We start from the raw sequence: 21,540 nt of genomic DNA on the forward strand, positions 1-21,540 counted from the left end.
GTTTGGCACTCGAAAATATCGGCGGAATACTCCTTTTTGCGTTTTGTTTGGCACCGAGGCACTCAGGTGTTCCGACGTTTCGCCACTTCAGCAGTTAATGTCGGAACGACCTAGGCCAGTGTGTGATTCGAAGCAGCCGTTTGGCTTGCTGTCTTGGTTCACCATGAGCCCGATCATGGCCTATAGTCTCGAGCATGACGAATAATCCAACTGAAAAAGCTCTCATGGCGCGCGGCTTCGATAGTGAGACGGCCGCAAGGCTGCGGTTCGCAGGTCAGACATTGGCGAAGCTAAAGCTTTCGAGTGAAAATGCGTTGTCAGCGCTTGGACTGAATGCTGAGCAAATCGCAGCTATATACGGCGGAACCCGGCCAGCGATACCTCAGGAGGATCTTGTCAAAGTCTTGTTTGCCAACCGCTGGGTTTGCTGTGTCTGCCGTGATCCTCAAAGACCAATTATTGTGCACCATATTAACGAGTGGTCTACCAGTCGTGATCACTCAACGCCGAATCTAGCGGTGCTGTGCACTATCCATCATGGAGAGGCGCATACGAATCGGCAGCTTGAACAGAATCTGACGTCATCACGTATTTCAAGCCTCAAGGCTCAATGGGAACAGCAGGTTGTACGAGATGATGCCCTGGCTATTCAGCAAGGAAGTCAGCTCCAGCTTGATAACTGGCTTTACTTTAATCATCTGCGTCTGTTCGAGTTGGCGCAGGGGTTGGGAGTAGACCCCACTGCTGTATCGGGCTTTCAGCAGGCAATCACGGCAGGGGTCTGTGACCAAGCAGGTGCGGTCGTGAAGAGGGTGACAGCTGGCAGCTTTATGTACGCGGACTCAGATCGAATACAGCTTTACTATTATGTTACTGCGCTGTTTGCGGCCGTAATGCAGGACGTCGTTGTCAGGAACATTTCAGACCACCTCGACCGAAGCGTGCTGGGATGCACGATTGCGCCCGGCGACATCATATTTGTTCAAGGTGCTCACTCATTCTCAGATGAGTTACCAGCACCAGTGGGCATCGCTCTACGCAGAGGTACACGAACAGCAAATCACGTAATTATTAGCTTCATATTTGACTCGGCCGAAGCTACCTCAGTGTCCGCTTGGAGTCTTTGGCTAACAGGTCGACAGTCGGTTGGTAGCCTTATTCAAGTCAGGCAAATCCGGCGTATGGATGGTGGATTGCATATTGCTGGGACGGTGTTGGCAATTAGAAACGACTCTTCCGACTTGAAGGGACGGACGTACGAGCAAAGCCTTCACGATTCCGGGCTACCTCACCAAAGAGATGATGATTCTGACATCGATATGAGCCAATTCGATGCTGTATTTTGACTTGGTCGAGGGCTGCCCGGCTTGACGCTTCGAACTCACCTTTGTACCTGGTAAGTGCTCGGCGCACCGACACACACCAAGCTCCCTGACAAGCATGGAGGTTGTAGCGGCAACTGCTCAGTCAATAGGAATGACTAGGGTAATCCCGTTTCTTCCCGCCGACTCCCTCACCAGTGCCAAAGCTGTCACCTCCTCACACCTGAGCTTGCGCGTAGCGCGCCATTCCTGGTGCTCAATGTCTTAACCCAATCTTTTCAGATTCGGCGACATTGAAAAATATGGTCGGGACGGAGTGATTCGAACACTCTCCCTTTAGCACCCTATACATGGGGTAGCTGGATATTCCAAGTTTGTCCGCCAGCCGTGCCTGCCGAACGAATAAAAAACCCGGCACGAGGCCGGGTGGTTACCCGCCATCCCCAAGACGCAGCCCCCAAATGAGAGGGATGGAGAGCTGAAAAGAGAGGGCGGGAGCGAGATGATGCCAAAGGGTGTCTTCCTGCGCAATAGAAGCCTCTTGCCGAACATCTCCGCCGCACCTCAGGCAACGCGTGAAGTTCACGCACTTACGGCAGCCCGAGCTAGATGGACCCAAGCAAGCAGCGACATCCATCACAGCAAAAAGACAGCACCTCAGCTTGAACCCAGCGCACTGCAAACGATTCGTGCGGTCCCGTCGAAATTTGCCATATTGAGCACATCGATTGGCGCGCGACCTTTTAATCGCTCATGAGGCTTACAAAGGGCGCCATAAAGCCTCCACGCATCTATATCTGGAAATTGCGCTAACGCCGCAAGCACCAACTTATGCCGCAGTGGATCAAGCTGCCAATCGGGAATGCGCTGACCGCGATTCCCGAGGCTCAAAGACAGCAGGCGCCGAGCCTTGATATCGCGGTTGATCTGATCTCTGGATTTGCCTGCCAATTTGGCGAAGACTAGCAGCGGCAAATTACTCGAAGCCTCATAGGTGGCTAGCATCTCGGCGCGCTGGCGTTGAATGTCAGATACTTGGGGTTCGCGCAGCTGTTCAGTCTGCATTGGAATAGGTAGGACAGGTGAATACTGAGCCGCGTTAAGGACCTGTTCGTTGCTGACGGACATTTTGGAGACTGGGGCCGTCGTCGCAGGGAAGCCACTGCTGTACAGAACGGCGTTTGCGTTCGCGCTTTCCAACGAAGGTAACGAAGCTGCACCTTCTAAACGAATAGTAAGCGGAGAGCTAGCCGCTTTCAGCTGGCCTTGCCCCCAAAGATCCAGACGGTTCGCCCAATCCTGCATCATGGTCCGGCGCTGCTCGACATATTCCGCGTGATTGTAGGCCGCACTCACCTTGTCCGGATCCGCGTGAGAAAGCTGAGCATCCACCCAAACCTTCGGGTATCCGATCTCGTTCAACGCCGTCGAGATCGTCGCCCTCATCCCATGCCCGGTAAGTTGATCGGCGTACCCCATCCGACGTAACGCGCCATTCAGCGTGTTCTCACTGATACGCTTGCTCAGGTCGCTTCGATGCGCAAACAAGTAGCGCTGTGCGGGAACAACCTGGTCCAGTAAGTGACGCACGATCTCCAGCGCCTGAACTGACAGCGGCACGATATAAGGCGGTACGTTTTGGGTCTGCTTTCCAGGCTTCCGCATCGCTAGCTGGAGTTGTTTCACCACTTCCGCCGGTATGACCCACAAGCGCTTCTCCAGATCGAACTGGTCGGGTGTCGCCAACCGCAATTCGCCCGTGCGGACACCGGTCAGCAACAACAACCGAAGGCCAAGCCGAGTATGGTTGGCGCCACCGTAGTTTCGAAGAGCAGCCATCAATGCCGGAAGCTCATCCATTCGGAGAAATGGATTGTGCGTCACGGGAGGTTTGGGAAGTGCGACCACATCAAGGTCTGAAGCTGGGTTGTGTTCCAGCCCCTCGATCTTCACCAACGCATAGCGGAACAACTGGTTGAACCAGGTCCGGCATTTTTCGGCGGTCGTTAAGGCCTTGCGCTGCTCAATCCTGCTCAGCAAATCCAACAGATCGTGACGATTGATATCGTAGATGGACCGCCCACCCAGCGTGGGCAGGACGTCTTTATTGAAGATTCTCAAGATTTGCGAGAGCGTGCTTTGCCGGCCTTCCTTCAGGCTCAGTTTGCGAAACTCCACCCACTGATTGAACACGGCCTCGAAGGTATGCTCTGCCGCAAAACGAACAGCACGACGCTGTTGTTTACGGTGCTCATAGGGATTGATGCCTTGGGCGACCAAGGCGCGTGCCTCGTCACGTCGAGTACGGGCTTCTTTGAGACTGATTTGCGGATAACTGCCGAGAGACATGCGCTTCTGCACACCCGCCCAGTAATATCTGAAACGCCAGATTTTCCCGCCGCGTGCGGTCACGTTGAGCGCGAGCCCATCCGTGTCGCCTATCGTGTAGTCATTGCCGGTGATTCGGGCTTGCCGAACGGTGGTATCTGAGAGTGCCATCGAGAGCTCCTGAACAGAGTCAGGGCCAGATGCTCGTCTCGCTATCCAAGCTGCTCCAGCAAAAAACCGATTCAGTGCACATCCAAATCCAAGATCCTCGTTCGGGACTTAAATCGGGACTTAAAAGCACTGGATGGAGCTGGATTTCAGTGGTTCCCGCTGGAACGAAAAAAGGGCCTAAAGGCCCTGATTTCAATCACTTACAGAATTTAGTGGAACTCTGCAGCGCAATATTTGGAGCGGGAAACGAGACTCGAACTCGCGACCCCGACCTTGGCAAGGTCGTGCTCTACCAACTGAGCTATTCCCGCTTGGTGATGCGCATTCTATAGAATCCTGAGCACCCGTCAACCTCTTGATTCAAAAAAGTTTTATTTCTTTTCAACAGTAGTGCGCAGATGTGGCCAGGCAGCGCGCAGATACTGGAGCATCGACCACAGGGTCAGACCGGCGGCGATAAGCAGCAAGGCGTAGCCCAGCAATACCCAAAAGGAGAAATCGGACGGGTTCGCCAGCAGGATGACCAGCGCGAGCATTTGCGCGGCAGTTTTCCATTTCCCCATGTTGGACACGGCTACGTGGGCGCGGGCGCCAATTTCGGCCATCCATTCGCGCAGAGCCGAGACGACGATCTCACGACCGATGATCACCGCGGCCGGCAGTGTCAGCCACAGATTACCGTGCTCCTGCACCAGCAGGACCAGAGCGACAGCCACCATCAGCTTGTCGGCCACGGGGTCCAGGAACGCGCCAAAAGGCGTGCTCTGCTCCAAGCGGCGGGCCAGGTAGCCGTCAAGCCAGTCGGTGGCAGCCGCAAAGGCGAACACCGAACTGGAGGCCAAGTAGCTCCATTCGTACGGCAGATAGAACAACAAAATGAAAATCGGGATAAGCAAGACGCGTAGAACGGTGATCAGATTAGGGATATTCATCGGCACAACTGGCTACGAGGTGGAAAGGCATTCTATTCGCTGTGCAGATTCGCATAAATCAGCTCAGCGAGCTTTTTACTGATACCGGGTGCTTTGGCTATCTCGTCAATGCTGGCACGGGACAGCTCCTGCAAGCCACCAAAATGTTTAAGCAAGTCGCGACGTCGCGTCGGGCCGACCCCGGCCACCCCTTCCAGAGTTGAGGTTCGCCGGGTTTTGCCACGGCGTGCGCGGTGGCCGGTAATGGCGAAACGGTGAGCTTCGTCGCGAATCTGTTGAATCAAATGCAGCGCGGGCGAATCGCCCTTCAAAGTGAACTCATGGGCGGCATCATTCAAGTACAACGTCTCGAAACCCGCTTTGCGTGTGGCCCCCTTGGCCACGCCGAGCAGGATCAGGTCAGGTACCGCCAGCTCGTTGAGCACGTCGCGGGCCATGGACAGTTGCCCCTTGCCGCCGTCGACCAGAAGGATATCCGGCAACTTGCCCTCCCCGTCCTTCAACTTACTGAAGCGGCGCGTGAGAGCCTGGTGCATGGCGGCGTAGTCATCGCCGGCGGTCACGCCTTCGATGTTGTAGCGCCGGTAGTCGGATTTGATCGGCCCTTCCGGACCAAACACCACACAGGAGGCTACGGTGGCCTCGCCGCTGGAGTGGCTGATGTCGTAGCACTCCAGGCGCTGTGGTGGCTCGTCCAGATTGAGGACTTCGGCCAGGGCGTCGAAACGTGCGGCCACATGCTGCCGGTTGGCCAGGCGCGCACTCAGGGCCTGCTCGGCATTGGTCACCGCCAATTGCTGCCAACGCGCGCGGGTGCCGCGTACGCGGTGGCTGATGTCCAGCTCGCGGCCACGCAGTTCGTGGATCGCCTCGATCAAGGTGGGGAAGTCTTCGTGCACTACGTTGACGATCAGCTCCGACGGCAGGTCGCGCTCAGGGCTGCTCACGTAGTACTGGCCCAGGAAGGCGGCCATGACTTCGGCTACTTCCTCGTCGATACCGGTCTGCGGGAAGAAGTTCTTGCTGCCGAGCACTCGCCCGCCGCGCACGCTGATCAGGTGCACACAAGCGCCGCCCGGGTTGACGAAGGCCGCTATCACGTCAACGTCGCCGGTGCCACCTTCCATGCTCTGTTGGTCCTGGACACGGCGCAGCAAGGAGATCTGGTCGCGTAGCTCCGCAGCCCGCTCAAAATCCAGGGTACTCGCCGCCTGCTCCATGGCTGCCGATAGCTCATCGGTGAGCGCATTGCTGCGTCCTTCTAGGAACATCACCGAATGGCGCACATCCTCGGCGTACTCCGAGGGCTCCACCAGGCCCACACAGGGCGCCTTGCAGCGTTTGATCTGATATTGCAGGCAAGGCCGCGTGCGATTCTTGTAGAAACTGTCTTCACACTGGCGCACAAAAAAGGTTTTTTGCAGCAGGCTCAAGCTTTCACGAATTGCCCCAGCGCTGGGATAAGGCCCGAAGTATTTGCCCTTCGCCTTCTTCGCCCCGCGGTGAATGCTCAGGCGCGGGAAATTACCGTCCGATAAAAACACATAGGGGTAGGATTTATCGTCACGCAGCAGAATGTTGTAGGGCGGCCGCCATTCCTTGATCAGCGTCTGCTCAAGCAACAGCGCTTCGGTCTCATTGGCGGTGATGGTGGTTTCGACCTGGGCGATGCGCGCTACCAGGGCGGCAGTTTTCGGCGCGAGACCGCTCTTGCGAAAATAGCTCGCCAGACGATTCTTCAGGTTCTTGGCTTTGCCGACGTAAAGCAGGCGGGCCTCGCTGTCGAACATGCGGTACACGCCAGGGCGGCCACTGCAGGTTGAGAGAAAGGCACTCGGATCAAACGGTGTGGTCATGTCAGGCGCTGGCGTCCACCATGCCGTGGCGCACCGCGAGCAGGGTCAATTCAACATCACTGCTGATGGCGAGCTTCTCGAAAATGCGATAGCGGTAGGTATTAACGGTCTTGGGTGAGAGGCACAGTTTGTCGGAGATCGTCTGGACCTTCTGGCAACCGACGATCATCAAGGCGATCTGGATTTCCCGCTCCGACAGTGCATCAAACGGCGAGTCGCTGACAGGCTGGAAGGACTTGATGGCCAACTGCTGAGCAATCTGCGGGCTGATGTAGCGCTGGCCGGCAAACACCAGGCGAATGGCTTGGACCATTTCCGCCAAGCCTGCCCCTTTAGTGAGGTAACCCGCAGCACCAGCCTGCAGCAGACGTGTCGGGAACGGGTCTTCCTCGCACACAGTCACCACCACGACTTTGATGTCCGGATGGCTGCGCAGCAATTTGGTCGTTGCACCAAGACCGCCGATCCCAGGCATCTTGACGTCCATCAACACCACATCGGGTTTCAACTCCCGGGCCTTAATCAGGGATTCCTCCCCCGACTCGGCCTGGCCGACTACTTGCAGGCCATCGATGTCAGCCAGCATTCGTGTAATGCCTGTACGAACGAGATCATGGTCATCGACTACTAGCACCCTAATCAAGCAGACACCTCGCGAAATGGTCTTATAGGTTGCCGAACACCTTAGCAAAAAACCAAGGCGCAGACCTAGTTGCACGCGTCATATATATGGAGTTTGGTTAAGCGACGGCCACCCGCCGGGAGGCGGATGGCTCAATTTGCTGGGCGAAGCGTCAGGAATCCTGGGGGTTTGGCTTGGCTTTTCCATTCATTGACGATGAATGCTCGGCCAAAGTAGAGGTCAGGCGACGGATCGCAGCCTGGTCTTCCTTGAACATTGCGCGGTAATCCCCGAGTACCTTCTCTTCGATGTGGCTCAGGTTTTCCAATTGAATCGGCGTGGCTGCGCCAGTCAAAACGTACAGCACATCCACACCTCTCGCGGCGACGCGAGACAAGTAGTCCGCTTTAGGTGCACGTCCTCCACTTTCGTATTTACCTTGTGCGTTGGCTTCAACGCCTCCGATTTCACCAAATACTTTTTGCGACAGACCAAGTCGCTCCCTTTCTTGCCTCAAACGCAAACCGATTCCACTCATTTGGATGTATGATCCTGTTTGGCACACCCCAAGAGGTGACACTCTCATCCCTTATTTAAACAAACTTGAACGGTTTTGAACTATGCCCGGAATCCGTACCGCAGCACAAGCCAAGGCCTGGCTGGAACACCAAGGCAAGTCAGTTCAAGCGTTCGCTCGAGAACATGGCGTCGATCCGGCAACCACCTATCAAGTGCTCGCTGGGCGCAAAAAGGGACGGCGTGGGGAGGCCCACAAGGTAGCGGTCCTTTTGGGTATGAAAGAAGGGATTATCCTTTCTGAGGCTGATGGCCAAAACGCCGATCAGGAAGTCAACTCCTGAAGCCAGTATGCGCTTATTAGGATTGAACGCATGGTTTAGCTGCAGACACGCTCCATTCGCAAGAAGTAGTCTTCTTCGCCCACGATATTGAATCCCATACGCAGATAGAGTTTTTTGGCCGGATTCGTCTTGAACACGGTCAGGCGCAACAGGCCCAGCACCTGCGCCTTGAGCGTCATCTGCGCCAATACCCAACTCCCGGCGCCGATCCCGCGACAGTCTTCGAGCAGATGCAACTCCCGAATGTAGAGCGCCCGGCTATCACGGCTCAGACTGATAAACCCCAAAACGGTGTCGTCCCGGCAAATCAGCCAGTTTTCCCGACCTGCCCACGCGGTGTCGAAGCCATCGTTGGACCACCACAACCCGTACTGAACGTAATAGCGGGCCATGGCTTGTTGGGTCAGCGTTCGTGCAAAGGGCAGGTCCTGGTCGGTCGCAGCGCGCAGGTGAAAGGCCATTTACAGAGCTATCACTTGGCTGGTCCAACGCTCGGCGTGGCGACTCGCGATCAGCAGCGCATTCCCTACCCCGGGCACAACAGCAAGCAAACTGCCATCGGCGGCCCAGATCGCACTGCGACCCGCGCAGGCCCAGCCACCCGAAGGCCCACCATGATTCGCCATCAACACCAGCAAGCCATATTCAGCGGCGTAGCCTTGGAGCAGCGCACTGTCAGTTGCGTAGCCGCCTTCACTGATCAGCACACCGGCGGCATAGACAGTGGCGCCCGCTTGCGCCGCAGCACGCGGATGACTGGCGTGGGAAAAGTCTGCACACACCGCCAGTGAAATCCGGTCAGCCCCAAATTCAACAACAGCACCGCCCTGCCCTGGGACAAACGCGGCTTCTTCGCCGTCATGCAGATGTTGCTTGGTATAGACCGCCAGGGAGCCGTCCGCGCCCAGCACCAGAGCACCGATCAACACACCCGCCTCTGGCGCCAGTCGGATCGGCATACCCACCACCGCCGTCAGTCGCAGCTCCTGCGCCATTTCCCGCAAGGGCGCCAGCACCCGATCCTCTGGCGCAATCGCCAGTTCAGCAGCCAGCGACGGCTCATAGCCCGTCAACGACAGCTCGGGGAACACCAGCAATTGCACCCCCTGCTCCGCTGCAGCACGCATAAATGCCAGATGGCGTTCGATGTTGGCCGGCACATCGCCCGCAATGGAAATGGATTGAGCAGCAGCAAGGCTGAAGGCAGTCATGGTCGCGTCCAAGCAATCGGTATGTGAGTGTGACCAGCATATCGGCACTCACCCCATAGCCGTAAGTACCCCCACACAATAGAAATTACTGATTGAATCTCCCTGCTTGCCTCTAGTAAGCTCCGACCATCATTTGGAGACACACCATGTTGCAACTCACCCACACTCAGGTTTGCCCTGCTGCCAGCGCCCAGCGCTCGGTGTCGGCTACCCGTGTGAACGGTTCGAGCGCACTGGTCAGCTTTTATTTTGGGTATTGGTTTAGCCACTGGCGCGCCTGATACCTGAAATCGGCGCCCACTACTCAAGGGGTCGCCTACCAGAGAAATCTAACCCCCGGTCGGCTCCCCGACCGGGGGTTTTGTTTTTCAGGCCTCCATACACTTTTCAACTTGGTCAAGAACACTTAAAGGAATCACGACATGAACTACGCCACCTATTACCGCTACGACACTTGCACTGCATGGCGATTTAGCAAGCTCCGCTCGGGACAGCCTGCCGCCTCCGATCGGTCACCTATTGGTGGCAAGCCAACACACGTAGCCGATACGGCCAATTGTCGAACACCCCAGTAGGCCAAGCGCGCGGGAATAGCCCGCCGCTTGACCAGGAAGCAATGAATATGAACTCCTCCGTCGCCGCTCTACCCGTTGCCGCTCTGACTTGCGCCAATGAATCCCTGACCCAGCGTCTGCCCAGCTCCCTTGAGCTCAAGCACCAACTGCCCCTCAGCCCGTTCCTCACTGAACAGATCCACGCCCATCGCCAAGCCGTGCGCGCCATCCTCAATGGCGAAGATTCCCGCTTGCTGGTGATCGTCGGCCCATGCTCGATCCACGACCCGGAATCGGCCATGGAATACGCCCGCAACCTGAAGAAACTGGCCCTTGAGGTCAGTGACCAGATGTTGCTGGTGATCCGCGCCTACGTCGAAAAACCACGCACGACGATCGGCTGGAAAGGCCTGGCCTACGATCCTCGCCTGGATGGCAGTGATGACATGGCCGCCGGTTTAACCCTGTCACGCGAACTGATGCGCGAGATGCTGCGCCTGGGCCTGCCCGTCGCCACTGAACTGCTGCAACCCATGGCCGCCGGCTACTTCGATGACCTGCTCAGCTGGGTGGCGATTGGCGCGCGCACCACGGAATCGCAGATCCACCGCGAAATGGCCAGCGGCCTGGGCATGCCCGTGGGCTTCAAGAACGGCACCGACGGCGGCGTCGCGATCGCCTGTGACGCCATGCGTTCGGCGTCCCATCCGCACCGTCACTTCGGCGTCGATAGCCAGGGCCACCCGGCCATCATTCAGACCTCAGGTAACCCCGATACCCACCTGGTGCTGCGCGGTGGTCACCGTGGGCCGAACTACGATGCTCAGAGCGTGGCAGAGGTGAAGCATGGCCTGACCCAATCCAAGGTCATGCCACGGATCATGGTCGATTGCAGCCACGCTAACAGCGGCAAGGATCCACTGCGTCAGCCGGCCGTCTTCAATGACGTGCTGGAGCAACGCTTGCAGGGTGACACCTCGCTGATCGGCATGATGCTCGAAAGCCATTTGTTCGAAGGCTGCCAGCCGTTGAGCCCTTCGATGAAATACGGTGTGTCAGTGACAGACGGCTGCCTGGGCTGGACCGCCACCGAGCAGTTGTTGCGAGCGGCTGCCGAGCGCCTGCGCGCTTAAGATTGATCGTTCAAGGCGCTGCTACAGTGGGTACAGCGCCTCATGCCCCAGCCCCACACACTTGCCATTCGTGACATTCAGTCAAGAGTCCTTTTCGGATTCGACTGTGTTTGCGAAGGAACGACGAGGGGATACTTGACTCCATTGCCTACAGCCCTAATGGAGTTACTGATGTCTATCCTCACGCAAAAAGTCCCCGCCTTCGGCCTCGGCACCTTTCGCCTGCAAGGCCAAGTGGTAATCGACTCCGTCAGCACCGGCCTTGAACTGGGCTACCGCGCCATCGACACCGCGCAAATCTACGAGAACGAAGCAGATGTCGGCCAAGCTATCGCGGACAGTGGCATCCCAAGGGATGAGCTGTTTATCACCAGCAAGATCTGGATCGCCAATTTCGCCGAAGGCCAACTGATCCCAAGCCTCAAGGAAAGCCTGCGCAAGCTCAAGACCGATTACCTGGACCTGACCCTGATCCACTGGCCATCGCCGGAAGACCAAGTGCCCGTCGCCGAGTTCATGGGGCAGTTGCTGGAAGCCAAACGCATGGGCCTGACGCGCCAGATTGGTATTTCCAACTTCACCATCGACCTGATGAAGCAGGCCATCGCAGCCGTGGGCGCCGAGCACATCGCTACCAACCAAATCGAACTGCACCCCTACCTGCAAAACCAGCACGTCGTGGATTTTGCCACCGCCAACGGTATCCAGATCACCTCGTACATGACTCTGGCTTACGGCGAAGTGCTCAAAGACCCCGTGATCCAGCAGATCGCGGAGCACCACCAAGCCACCCCGGCACAAGTCGCACTGGCCTGGGCCATGCAGTTGGGTTACGCGGTCATCCCATCGTCAACCAAACACGCCAATCTGGAAAGCAACCTCAAGGCCATGCAGCTGACCTTGAGCCCTGCCGATATGGCGCAGATTGCCGGGCTGGAACGTGGCCACCGCTTGACCAGCCCCAAGGGCATCGCGCCGAAGTGGGACTAAACCCCCGCCACCGTTTTGCGCGATAACTCGCGCAGCCACGGCAACACCCGCAGGCCGACCGTGGCCTCGGGTGGGTCGATAATGTCCATGAAATGTTCGAGATTGACGTTGTCCGGCACACCGGGAAGCCGTACCACCACCGCCGATGTTGCGCCGCAGGGTGCCCCCAAATCCAGGTGATCGTAGACCAGTACATGGCGCACCTGGGGCTGGGGCCCGCAGCCATGGGTTATCAAACCCGCGCTGATAATCAGCACGTCAAAGGGTTCGGCTGGGATAGCCGTGAGTATCTGGACTTCTTCGAAGGTTTGTACCGGCACGATCCGGTGGTACCCCAACTGATTGAGCATTTTTTCGATGTACAACCGTTGCAGGTGTTGTTCATCAGCAATCAGGATGGTCAGTGCTTTGTTCGGCATGGCAAACACCTGGGCAGGCAGCGCTCGTCAGTGAGCGCCGCCTATTTTCCAGACATATCCCGAGGACAAAATCAGGCATATTCCCGCTTCGCGTAGGAGTTCTCCCAAATCAACCGAATGGCCCTCCTCCTCAGTCAAGCCTGATTGCCATAACGACTCAGGCTGTGCTGCAACTGTTCGATGGCCGCGTCTACGGACTCAACTGCAGCGTCCAACGCCCCCCTATCACGCCGCTCACATGCGCCCTCCAAGGTCTCGCAGCAGGAGGTCAGCACTTCAGCCTTGACCAAGCGCGCGCCTCCTTTGACACGATGAGCCAGGTCGTGAAGCTTGGCGAAAGCGCCTTGCCCTTTCAGCGTCGACAGCAAAGCACGGTCCTCTTCGAGGCTGTCCAGCAAAGGCGTCAGCAGCTCGCTGAGAGCATCGTCATCGCCCTGCGTCAGCGTGAGCAGCGGGCTTAAATCAAACGCTGCTCCGGCGTTATCCGTGGCGACTCCGGCGGTCCGTGATGCCAAGGCCAAGCGCAAGTCCTCAAGGCCGGTAGGTTTAAACAGGCAACCGTCCATGCCTGCTTGCCGGCAGCGTTCAGCCTCTTGCGGCAGTGCGTTGGCGGTGAACCCAAGTAACAGGCACGGCGTCAACCCAAGCTGGTGCTCTTGTGCACGAATGTCACGCGCCAACGCGTAACCGTCCTTGAAGGGCATATTGCAATCGGTGATCACGCCATCAAAATGTCCGGCCTGCCACAGTGCAAATCCTTGGGCACCGTCCTCTGCCGAAGTGATGCGATGCCCCAGAAAACTCAGTTGTCGAGCCAGTAACAAGCGGTTGGCTGGGTAATCATCCACCACCAGAATATTTAACCCACGGGCAGGCGGTATATGCGGGACCGGTGCAGAGACCGGCACGGCGGTGGTCATCGCAAGCGCCAATGTCACGTCCACTCGCGTGCCCTTGCCCAGCACGCTACTCAAATGCAGTTGACCGCCCATCATCTCGCACAGGTTACGGCTGATCACCAACCCCAGACCCGACCCACTTCGCCCTGGCTGCTCATTATTACTGCCTTGGATAAAGGGGTTGAACAAGCGCTGCTGGTCTTCGGCGCTGATGCCAATGCCCGAATCCTCCACCCACAACCGCACGTTCAGTTGGTCACTGTCCAACACAGGTACGCCCTGGGCGCCCAGCGACACTTGACCGGAGGCGGTGAACTTGATCGCATTGCCCAATAAATTGGACACCACCTGCTTGAAGCGCAGCGGGTCGACGATCACGGGTCGATCTATCAAAGGGTCAAGTTCCACTCGCAGCAACAGGCCCTTGTCCCTCGCCAACCCCTCAAACACCCGCGCCACGGAGGCCAACAGTTCGTGCAGATTGGCTGGCTCCAGGCTAAGGGAAAGGTGGCCGGATTCGATCCGTGCAATGTCGAGAATATCGCCGATCAACTCCAGCATGCCCCGGGACGCCACCGACGCGACCTCCAGCGCATCCCGGTCAGCCCTGCCCTGTTCGGCATTCTTCAGCGCCAGCTCGATCATGCCGATCACTGCGTTCATGGGAGTGCGGATTTCATGACTCATGGTCGCCAGGAACGTAGTCTTGGCACGATTGGCCGCGTCAGCCTCCTCCTTCGCTTCCTGCAACTGGCGCAACAAGCGCTGGCGCTCGCTGACATCCACCCAGCCCGCAATCATGCCCACGACACTGCCATTGCTATCGCGGTACGGGAGCATCCACTGGTAAATGGTCAGAACGCCACCACCCGGCACCTTGAGCACGCGGTCATGGATCTGCGGCTCACCCAACTCCATCAAACGCAAATAATCGGCATGAAACGAACGGGCCTGGGGCGGGTTACCTGTATCGGTTTCCACCACTGTCTTACCGATGACGTCTTCCAACTTGAACCCGAATACATCGAGATAGGCGTTATTGCAGGCCATCAAGCGACCCAGGCGATCACGCACATAAATGGGGTGCGGCGTGCCATCAATCAGCACACTCATAAAACGCATCTGGTCGCTCAAAGCACGTTCGGCCTGGGCGCGTTTGCGAATCAGATTACGCAGGTAGAACACCCAGCCCAGCGTCACCAGCAACAGCAGCGCGGCTAAGCCGAACCCTTGGATAATCATATTGCGGTGACGCATCCAGTAGTTGTCTTCGATGATGATCTCGCTGCGCCAATGGTTGGTCAGCTCATCCATTTCTTCGGGTGAAATGCTCAACAATGCCTTGTCGAGGATCGAGTACAACTCCAGTTCGCTGCGGTTGACTCCAAACGTAATCCGCGCAGGCTCCCTCCCGACCGTACTGGTGATACGCAAACGTTTAAGGTAATGGCGCGCGATCATGTAGCGCGCGCTGATCAGCGAAACCGCCGTCGCATCGACGCTGCCATTGGCCACCCATTCCATTGCCTGCTCAGGGTTCTGCGCGTCGACAAACCCGATATTGGGATAGTCCTTGGCGATTTGTGCGACCAGGCTGTCGCCGCTAACGATTGCCAGGCGCTTGCCGGGCATATCTTCCAGGGTCACCAGTTGCTCGTCGTCGGCACGCACCACCAACACATAGGGGTTGGACAGGTAAGGTCGGGTAAAACGGATCTTTTCGGACCGCTCGGCACTCGGGGTGACGACCGCCAGCATGTCCACACGACCCGCGCTGGCCTGATCAATTTGCGCGGGCAGCGAACTGCCGCGCTCTACATCGAACTTCAAGCCTGTGCGCAAACTGATGCGCGACAGTACTTCGGCGCTCAAGCCTTCGAATTGCCCCTGCCCGTTGAAAAAAGACAGCGGCACAAACTTGTCGAGCACCGCGATTTTCACCCGAGGGTTCTTCTCCAGCCAGCGTTGCTCGCTTTCACTCAAGCGCAGCTGATCCGCCTCCAGAAACCCGCTGCCACCGGCACTCCAACGACGTAGGATTTCCAGCTGCTGGCTGGCCGGAACGTCGGCCAAAGCAGCGTTGATGATGCCCAACAGGCGTGTATTGTCCTTGGCGAATGCGAACCCGAAAGGGTTGACCTCCAGTGCGGAAAAATCCGCCATGCGCACGTTGTTGAGGTGGTTCTTGTTGATCAAATAACGAGTGCTGATAGCGTCCCCCAGGTACACATCGGCCTGGCCGAACGCGACAGCACCTATGGCTTCGAAGGCCGAGGCAAATAAGAGCAACTGTGCATTGGGATAAAACGTCTGAACGGCGTCGGGCTGCATGTAGTGGTAGAGCATCGCCACGCGCTTACCCGAAAGGTCAGCTTTCAGCGCCTGGCTTTCCCCTGCGCGCGTTACCAGCGCAGGTTGGTCATTGGCGTAAGAACGGGACAGTACCAACTCCGAGTCAGCCGCCTCATAGCCATTGGCCGACCCGACAAAATCTACCTCGCCGGCCTTGAGGGCATCGATTACCTCATCGCGGGTGTCGTACCGCTTCACGTCGATCGAGACATTCAGTGCCTGGGCGACCAGTGCCGCATAGTCTGCGGTAATGCCCTCCAATTCATCGTTGTTGCTGCTCAGGTCAAAGGGGGCGAAATCAGGGGCCGACACGCCCATCGACAGCGTGCGCCGCTCGCGCAGCCAGCGCCAGTCGGCCTCGTCCAACACTACAGAAGGGTTTGCAAAAGTGGAGTGACCCAGCAGTCTCAGGTCGCGGGGTGCTTCGATGGCCATCGCCGCCCAAGGCAACAGCCCCATCAGCAGGATGGCCGCGTGTTTCGCCAGCCGGGAGGTAATCATTTCAGATCAGATGATTGCGCTGGGCAAACTTGGACAGATGAACCACCGAGGACATGCGCAACTTCTCCTTGAGCCGCGTTTTGTAGGTACTGATGGTCTTATGGCTCAACAGCATGTCCTCGGCGATCTCCTTGTTACCCAGGCCCAGCGCCAGCTTTTGCAACACCGTCAATTCGCGGTCAGACAGCGCCGCCACCAACTCCTGCTCAGTGGACTGCAAATCGTCGCGACGCACCGAACTGGTGGGCAGGCTGGGGAAGCAACTGTAGCCAGACCTGATCGCCCTGATCGCCTTCTGCAGCTCATCAAGTTCACCTGTCTTGGCGACAAACCCCATCGCACCAGCGCGCATGCAACGAGTCGAAAAGAACACCGCCAGATAAGAGGTCAGCACCAGGATCCTGCAAGGCAGCTCCAGCGCCTTGATCCGGCTGATCACCTCCAACCCACCGAGCTTAGGCATCGCCAGGTCAAGAATGATTAGGTCAGGGCGGGTTTCGCGAGCAATCTGCATGGCGTCAGCGCCGTTACCCGCCTGGTAGATTTTGTCGAAGCCCTCCTGCTTCAGCAGATATTTGACGGTGGCGCGTATAAAAGGGTGGTCATCCACTATTAAAGCTTTGTTGCTCATAAGACTCCCCTGAGAAGATCAGTACGCTTACATATCACGCGAGACCCAACTACCTGTGAAAAGTAACAGTTCCGACAAACGGTGCTGATTACTCCCTACAACAACTCAGGCAGTAAAGGCCCCTCCTTTTGAAAAAAACAGTAAACACGTAAAGCCGCGCCTTGATTCCTGAGCAGGCGCAAGCGCGCAACCTTAACAACCGACTGTTTTTTCCAATGAAGGGATAATCTCGACTAAATGTAGGACTTTTCCTCGGCACAGCAAGGTTGAGTCATCGAACGTTACTCGGTGGTACTCGGGCTCCAGAAGGCCTGTACCACCAGCGTCGACCTGGAAATCCGCACCACCAGGGCGTCCAACTCGTCACCGTCGACCGACGTCACCGCCAGTGTGGCTTCGATTTCCACCTCCTCGGTGCCGAACGGACGCACGTCGACATCACTGGCAGGGTAGTTACAGCGCGCGAGTTCGGATTCCAGCAACGCCAATACCGCGGTTTGCTGGGTACGTCGGGCAATCACATACAGGATGTTGGTGACTTCCGCCGACACCACATCCAGCGGCTGGCGGTTGATGTTATTGACGATTGGCCGCAGCAAGGTATTGGCCGCCAGCACAAACAGCGTGCCCAGCAACGCTTCGAGCACCAGGTCGGCACCGGCACACGCCCCCACGGCCGCCGACGCCCACAGCGTGGCGGCGGTATTGAGGCCACGCACATTGCCTTCTTCGCGCATGATCACGCCGGCACCAAGAAAGCCGATGCCCGACACCACATACGCAACCACTCGCACCGCGCCTTCCGCCCCACCGAGTCGGTTGGCCATGTCGACAAAAATCGCTGCCCCCACCGCCACCAGCACATTGGTGCGCAGGCCCGCCGTGCGCTGCCGGTACTGGCGCTCGAAACCGATCAGGCCACCGAGGATAAACGCGGCGGTGAGGCTGACCAAGGTGTCGATCAGGGAGTTGAGGTTGATGTTGTTGATTGCTTGCATAGGAGAGCTTCCCTATTCATTGCCAGCCAAACTTACGGATGTAGTAGCCCTTCACCGCTTGGGTCAGCGCCATGTACGCCAGCAGGATCACCGGCAAAAACACAAAGTACAGCGACGGCAGCGCCTGTAATTTGAAGTAGTGCGCCAGCGGGCCCATTGGCAGGAAAATCCCCACGGCCATGATCACGCCCGTCATCACCATCAACGGCATCGCCGCACGGCTTTGCAGGAACGGGATTTTCGGGGTGCGAATCATGTGCACGATCAGCGTCTGGGTCAGCAGCCCCACCACAAACCAGCCCGACTGGAACAGCGTCTGATGGTCTGGTGTGTTGGCATCGAACACGTACCACATGAGTGCGAACGTGGTGATGTCAAAGATCGAACTGATAGGCCCGAAAAACAGCATGAAGCGCCCCACATCCCCCGGCTGCCAGCGTTGCGGCTTGGCCAGCATCTCGTCATCGACATGGTCGAACGGGATCGCGATCTGGGAAATGTCATACAGCAGGTTTTGCACGAGCAGGTGCATCGGCAGCATCGGCAGAAACGGGATAAACGCACTCGCCACCAGCACTGAGAACACGTTGCCGAAGTTGGAGCTGGCGGTCATTTTGATGTACTTGAGCATGTTGGCAAAAGTGCGGCGGCCCTCCAGCACGCCCTCCTCCAGTACCATCAGGCTCTTTTCCAACAGGATGATGTCGGCCGCTTCCTTGGCGATGTCCACCGCGCTGTCCACCGAAATACCGATGTCCGCCGTGCGCAGCGCCGGTGCATCGTTGATGCCGTCGCCCATGAAACCCACCACATGCCCGTTGGCCTTGAGCAGGCGCACAATGCGCTCCTTATGGCTGGGCGTCAGCTTGGCGAACACATTGGTGGTTTCCACGGCCCTGGCCAACTCAGCGTCGGTCATGTCTTCGATGTCGTTGCCCATCAACAGACCTTGTTGCTCCAATCCCACTTCGCGGCAGATTTTTGCAGTGACCAGTTCGTTATCACCGGTCAGTACTTTGACCGCAACACCGTGGGCTTTCAGGGCTTTCAGCGCAGGCGCGGTGCTTTCCTTGGGCGGGTCGAGGAAGGCCACATAGCCGATCAATGTCAGGTTGTTCTCATCTGCCAAGCTGTAGGTGTCGCGCCCAGGTTCCATCGGTTGCGCAGCCACGGCCACCACACGCAGGCCTTCTTCATTGAACGCTGCGGTCACTTGGCGAATGCGCGCCAACAGCTCATCGGTGAGTGCTTCGTTGGTGTCGCCGTGGCGCACGCTGTTGCACACCGAGAGGATCTCCTCCACGGCGCCCTTGCAGATCAGCAGGTGCGGCAAGCCCTGCTCGGCGACGACCACCGACATACGGCGGCGGTTGAAGTCGAATGGGATCTCGTCGACCTTATGGAAGGCGGTGCCGACTTTAAGCTCGCGATGCACCTCCACATGTTCCAGCACCGCCACGTCCAGCAGGTTCTTCAGGCCAGTCTGGTAGTAGCTGTTGAGGTAGGCCATTTCCAATACGTCGTCGGATTCTTCACCCCACACATCCACATGGCGCGCCAGGAAAATCTTGTCCTGGGTCAGGGTTCCGGTCTTGTCGGTGCACAGCACGTCCATCGCGCCGAAGTTCTGGATCGCGTCCAGGCGCTTGACGATGACCTTCTTGCGCGACAAAAACACCGCGCCCTTGGCCAGGGTGGACGTGACGATCATCGGCAGCATTTCCGGGGTCAGACCCACGGCAATCGACAGCGCGAACAGCAGCGCCTCGGTCCAGTCGCCCTTCGTGAAGCCGTTGATAAACAGCACCAACGGCGCCATCACAAACATAAAGCGGATCAGCAACCAACTGACTTTGTTCACCCCATGCTGGAACGAAGTGGTAGCGCGATCAGTGGCGGTCACGCGCTGGGCCAGGGCACCGAAGTAGGTGTTGTTGCCGGTGGTCAGGATCACCGCCGTCGCCGCACCGGACACCACGTTGGTGCCCATGAACAGGATGTTGTCCAGATCCAGAGGATTGCGGGTATTGGCGTCCTGATGCTGGGCAAACTTCTCCACCGGCATCGACTCACCGGTCATCGCCGCCTGGCTCACAAACAGGTCCTTGGCACTGAGCACGCGGCAATCGGCGGGAATCATGTCGCCGGCCGACAGCACGATCAGGTCGCCGGGCACCAACTGCTTGATCGGCAACTCGACGCGCTTGGCCTCATCACGACGCAGCACCGTGGCGGTGTTGCTGACCATGGCTTTCAAGGCATCGGCGGCCTTATTCGACTTGGCCTCCTGCCAGAAACGCAGCAGCGTCGAGAGCACCACCATGGAGAAAATCACCGTGGCGGCCTTCATGTCTTCGGTCAGCCAGGAGATCACCGCCAGCAAGGTCAGCAACAGGTTGAAGGGGTTTTTGTAGCAGTGCCACAGATGCACCCACCACGGCAGCGGCTGCTCGTGCTCGACTTCATTGAGGCCGTGTTGCACACGCAGGGCATCGGCTTCCTGGGTGTTCAAGCCCTCGGCATGGCTGCCCAACGTGCCGAGCAATTGCGCGGTGCTGCTGTTGGCTGCGGCCACCAGGGTTTGCGCCAGGGTCGGCGGCACTTCGCGGCTGACGCTGGCGTCGGTGACGGTTTCGAGCATGGCCAGGCGACGGAAGTGCCGGGCGATGTGCCGGGTCCGCAGGAAGCCGGCGAAGAACTCTTTCAACAGAGTGAGGTTCATGGTGTTACTCCTGCGCGAGGAAAAACCGTCGTGCAGGTACTGCCGCTGCGCACCACGCCTGTCAGACAGGCGCAGTCAGCTTGGCCCGCCCGCCGCAAAAGGCAGGCGCGTCCGTAGCATCCTGAGGTCACTCAGGTGCTGGTCAGCGTCGATGAAAGAGGATCGAGACAGCACCAGAACTGGCCGCTGTCGGGATGCCGCTTCTCGCTTTGATGGCGAGACAACGGCATCGGATAAATGCGCGTTACCTTGCCAAGCCTATGCCGGTTACCGAAACCGGCCGACTACTGTCACTCGAACAAGTACCCACTGAGGGTCTCCGCTATTGATGAAAACGCGCGAAGCTTACGCCCCGACTTCAGGAGAGTAAACCGTAGGAAAGTTTCCGCATGATGAATAAGAAGATTCTTCAGGATGGGTTCAGGTAGGCGTTTTCCTGAGCTCACTGAGGATCAAAATGTGGGAGGGCGCGATCCTGGGCAACCAATGCCAGATACTCATCAAGCTGCCCTTCGGCCAGAACCTTGACCTGGATCGACACATGGTTCACCTGGCGGCCCATCCTGATTCCCTCGCGGGTGCGCACCTCGACATAGCCGAGCTTCGGCCAGAAACGCTCGGCCTTGGAATTGCCAACAACCACTGTCAGCCGCAGCCACCGAGCGCCATTTTCGATCGCCCACGCTTGAAGATCCGCATGCACCTGCTGCGCCAGTCCAGTGCCATGAAAACGGGCATCTACCAGCAGCAGACCGATATGCCATACGCCATCTGCGAGCAAATCGGCCGCAATATTCACTACGGCGACCAGTTGCCCGTCCGCACCGCGATAACCCAACCAGTAGATCCGGCTGCAACGCCAGCCCGGCGGAAGCTGGTTCTGCAACGCTTCGTGCGCTTCGGTTGGCGTGGCAGGCTCGCCGTTAACCGCCATGAAGTAATCCGGCGCCCGCTCAAAAAAACGCTGGAGCTCAGCCTCATCGCCGGCCCCCAGTTCAACTATATAAACGTCCTTGATGGTGCAGTTGATATCCATATC

At 57.9% G+C, this 21,540-nt stretch carries 18 protein-coding genes and 1 tRNA gene; 5 read left to right on the forward strand and 14 right to left on the reverse strand.

Annotated features, from left to right (window positions below; all coding sequences use genetic code 11):
* The first annotated feature begins 194 nt into the window (after positions 1-194).
* A complete protein-coding gene (locus ACVWXD_RS14930) occupies positions 195-1,346 on the forward strand; it encodes an HNH endonuclease signature motif containing protein (protein ID WP_183703927.1) in 1,152 nt (383 codons plus the stop codon).
* A gap of 633 nt (positions 1,347-1,979) precedes the next feature.
* Here the strand turns inward: ACVWXD_RS14930 and ACVWXD_RS14935 are convergent.
* The 6 genes from ACVWXD_RS14935 to ACVWXD_RS14960 form a co-directional block, all read right to left on the reverse strand.
* Positions 1,980-3,821 (reverse strand): integrase arm-type DNA-binding domain-containing protein, encoded by a 1,842-nt coding sequence (locus ACVWXD_RS14935; protein ID WP_183703924.1) that lies wholly within the window; start codon positions 3,819-3,821, stop codon positions 1,980-1,982.
* A 235-nt stretch (positions 3,822-4,056) separates the two neighbouring features.
* Positions 4,057-4,132 (reverse strand) — tRNA-Gly (locus ACVWXD_RS14940).
* 60 nt (positions 4,133-4,192) lie between these two features.
* The gene (gene pgsA, locus ACVWXD_RS14945; protein ID WP_032886611.1) at positions 4,193-4,753 is read right to left on the reverse strand and encodes a CDP-diacylglycerol--glycerol-3-phosphate 3-phosphatidyltransferase; all 561 of its coding nucleotides are present in this window, start codon (positions 4,751-4,753) and stop codon (positions 4,193-4,195) included.
* 32 nt (positions 4,754-4,785) lie between these two features.
* Positions 4,786-6,609 carry an excinuclease ABC subunit UvrC gene (uvrC, locus tag ACVWXD_RS14950; RefSeq protein ID WP_095186526.1) on the reverse strand — a complete coding sequence of 608 codons (1,824 nt, stop codon included), beginning with the start codon at positions 6,607-6,609 and terminating at the stop codon, positions 4,786-4,788.
* Position 6,610: 1 nt separating this feature from the next.
* The gene (gacA, locus tag ACVWXD_RS14955; RefSeq protein WP_032886613.1) at positions 6,611-7,252 is read right to left on the reverse strand and encodes a response regulator transcription factor GacA; all 642 of its coding nucleotides are present in this window, start codon (positions 7,250-7,252) and stop codon (positions 6,611-6,613) included.
* 151 nt (positions 7,253-7,403) lie between these two features.
* Positions 7,404-7,769 carry a helix-turn-helix domain-containing protein gene (locus tag ACVWXD_RS14960; protein ID WP_032886614.1) on the reverse strand — a complete coding sequence of 122 codons (366 nt, stop codon included), beginning with the start codon at positions 7,767-7,769 and terminating at the stop codon, positions 7,404-7,406.
* 82 nt (positions 7,770-7,851) lie between these two features.
* On the opposite strand from ACVWXD_RS14960, the gene ACVWXD_RS14965 reads away from it, so the two are divergent.
* Positions 7,852-8,091 carry a DNA-binding protein gene (locus tag ACVWXD_RS14965; RefSeq protein ID WP_032886615.1) on the forward strand — a complete coding sequence of 80 codons (240 nt, stop codon included), beginning with the start codon at positions 7,852-7,854 and terminating at the stop codon, positions 8,089-8,091.
* A 35-nt stretch (positions 8,092-8,126) separates the two neighbouring features.
* Here the strand turns inward: ACVWXD_RS14965 and ACVWXD_RS14970 are convergent, their stop codons facing one another.
* Positions 8,127-8,552, reverse strand: coding sequence for a GNAT family N-acetyltransferase (locus tag ACVWXD_RS14970; RefSeq protein ID WP_122681482.1), 426 nt, complete (start codon positions 8,550-8,552; stop codon positions 8,127-8,129).
* Positions 8,553-9,302 carry a carbon-nitrogen hydrolase family protein gene (locus ACVWXD_RS14975; RefSeq protein ID WP_122681483.1) on the reverse strand — a complete coding sequence of 250 codons (750 nt, stop codon included), beginning with the start codon at positions 9,300-9,302 and terminating at the stop codon, positions 8,553-8,555.
* A gap of 146 nt (positions 9,303-9,448) precedes the next feature.
* Between ACVWXD_RS14975 and ACVWXD_RS14980 the strand changes: the two genes are divergently transcribed.
* From ACVWXD_RS14980 to dkgB, 3 genes are all read left to right on the forward strand, one after another.
* Positions 9,449-9,583, forward strand: a complete 135-nt coding sequence (locus tag ACVWXD_RS14980; RefSeq protein WP_256585361.1) for a hypothetical protein — start codon at positions 9,449-9,451, stop codon at positions 9,581-9,583.
* Positions 9,584-9,924: 341 nt separating this feature from the next.
* A complete protein-coding gene (locus tag ACVWXD_RS14985; RefSeq protein WP_457371147.1) occupies positions 9,925-10,989 on the forward strand; it encodes a 3-deoxy-7-phosphoheptulonate synthase in 1,065 nt (354 codons plus the stop codon).
* Between the two features lie 171 nt (positions 10,990-11,160).
* On the forward strand, positions 11,161-11,979 hold the full coding sequence (gene dkgB / locus ACVWXD_RS14990) for a 2,5-didehydrogluconate reductase DkgB (RefSeq protein WP_122753692.1): 819 nt from the start codon (positions 11,161-11,163) through the stop codon (positions 11,977-11,979).
* Here dkgB and ACVWXD_RS14995 read toward each other — a convergent pair.
* The 6 genes from ACVWXD_RS14995 to ACVWXD_RS15020 all read right to left on the reverse strand — a co-directional run bounded on the left by ACVWXD_RS14995 (position 11,976) and on the right by ACVWXD_RS15020 (position 21,537).
* Positions 11,976-12,398, reverse strand: a complete 423-nt coding sequence (locus ACVWXD_RS14995) for an ANTAR domain-containing protein (protein ID WP_032886621.1) — start codon at positions 12,396-12,398, stop codon at positions 11,976-11,978. The genes dkgB and ACVWXD_RS14995 overlap by 4 nt on opposite strands.
* 134 nt (positions 12,399-12,532) lie before the next feature.
* The gene (locus ACVWXD_RS15000) at positions 12,533-16,150 is read right to left on the reverse strand and encodes a transporter substrate-binding domain-containing protein (protein ID WP_457371148.1); all 3,618 of its coding nucleotides are present in this window, start codon (positions 16,148-16,150) and stop codon (positions 12,533-12,535) included.
* Between the two features lies 1 nt (position 16,151).
* Positions 16,152-16,781, reverse strand: a complete 630-nt coding sequence (locus ACVWXD_RS15005) for a response regulator transcription factor (protein ID WP_032886624.1) — start codon at positions 16,779-16,781, stop codon at positions 16,152-16,154.
* A gap of 281 nt (positions 16,782-17,062) precedes the next feature.
* The gene (locus tag ACVWXD_RS15010; RefSeq protein ID WP_032886625.1) at positions 17,063-17,779 is read right to left on the reverse strand and encodes an MgtC/SapB family protein; all 717 of its coding nucleotides are present in this window, start codon (positions 17,777-17,779) and stop codon (positions 17,063-17,065) included.
* 16 nt (positions 17,780-17,795) lie between these two features.
* Positions 17,796-20,501 (reverse strand): magnesium-translocating P-type ATPase, encoded by a 2,706-nt coding sequence (mgtA, locus tag ACVWXD_RS15015; protein WP_122764991.1) that lies wholly within the window; start codon positions 20,499-20,501, stop codon positions 17,796-17,798.
* Positions 20,502-20,943: 442 nt separating this feature from the next.
* On the reverse strand, positions 20,944-21,537 hold the full coding sequence (locus ACVWXD_RS15020; RefSeq protein WP_260366438.1) for a GNAT family N-acetyltransferase: 594 nt from the start codon (positions 21,535-21,537) through the stop codon (positions 20,944-20,946).
* Positions 21,538-21,540: the final 3 nt, after the last annotated feature.

The organism is Pseudomonas sp. TE3911 (assembly GCF_054062775.1).

Excerpts from the sequence above, each read along its gene's own strand:
- ACVWXD_RS14930 (WP_183703927.1), top strand. The coding sequence starts at position 195 with ATGACGAATAATCCAACTGAAAAAGCTCTCATGGCGCGCGGCTTCGAT.
- ACVWXD_RS14935 (WP_183703924.1), bottom strand. The coding sequence starts at position 3,821 with ATGGCACTCTCAGATACCACCGTTCGGCAAGCCCGAATCACCGGCAAT.
- pgsA (WP_032886611.1), bottom strand. The coding sequence starts at position 4,753 with ATGAATATCCCTAATCTGATCACCGTTCTACGCGTCTTGCTTATCCCG.
- uvrC (WP_095186526.1), bottom strand. The coding sequence starts at position 6,609 with ATGACCACACCGTTTGATCCGAGTGCCTTTCTCTCAACCTGCAGTGGC.
- ACVWXD_RS14960 (WP_032886614.1), bottom strand. The coding sequence starts at position 7,769 with ATGAGTGGAATCGGTTTGCGTTTGAGGCAAGAAAGGGAGCGACTTGGT.
- ACVWXD_RS14965 (WP_032886615.1), top strand. The coding sequence starts at position 7,852 with ATGCCCGGAATCCGTACCGCAGCACAAGCCAAGGCCTGGCTGGAACAC.
- ACVWXD_RS14970 (WP_122681482.1), bottom strand. The coding sequence starts at position 8,552 with ATGGCCTTTCACCTGCGCGCTGCGACCGACCAGGACCTGCCCTTTGCA.
- ACVWXD_RS14975 (WP_122681483.1), bottom strand. The coding sequence starts at position 9,302 with ATGACTGCCTTCAGCCTTGCTGCTGCTCAATCCATTTCCATTGCGGGC.
- ACVWXD_RS14980 (WP_256585361.1), top strand. The coding sequence starts at position 9,449 with ATGTTGCAACTCACCCACACTCAGGTTTGCCCTGCTGCCAGCGCCCAG.
- ACVWXD_RS14985 (WP_457371147.1), top strand. The coding sequence starts at position 9,925 with ATGAACTCCTCCGTCGCCGCTCTACCCGTTGCCGCTCTGACTTGCGCC.
- dkgB (WP_122753692.1), top strand. The coding sequence starts at position 11,161 with ATGTCTATCCTCACGCAAAAAGTCCCCGCCTTCGGCCTCGGCACCTTT.
- ACVWXD_RS14995 (WP_032886621.1), bottom strand. The coding sequence starts at position 12,398 with ATGCCGAACAAAGCACTGACCATCCTGATTGCTGATGAACAACACCTG.
- ACVWXD_RS15000 (WP_457371148.1), bottom strand. The coding sequence starts at position 16,150 with ATGATTACCTCCCGGCTGGCGAAACACGCGGCCATCCTGCTGATGGGG.
- ACVWXD_RS15005 (WP_032886624.1), bottom strand. The coding sequence starts at position 16,781 with ATGAGCAACAAAGCTTTAATAGTGGATGACCACCCTTTTATACGCGCC.
- ACVWXD_RS15010 (WP_032886625.1), bottom strand. The coding sequence starts at position 17,779 with ATGCAAGCAATCAACAACATCAACCTCAACTCCCTGATCGACACCTTG.
- mgtA (WP_122764991.1), bottom strand. The coding sequence starts at position 20,501 with ATGAACCTCACTCTGTTGAAAGAGTTCTTCGCCGGCTTCCTGCGGACC.
- ACVWXD_RS15020 (WP_260366438.1), bottom strand. The coding sequence starts at position 21,537 with ATGGATATCAACTGCACCATCAAGGACGTTTATATAGTTGAACTGGGG.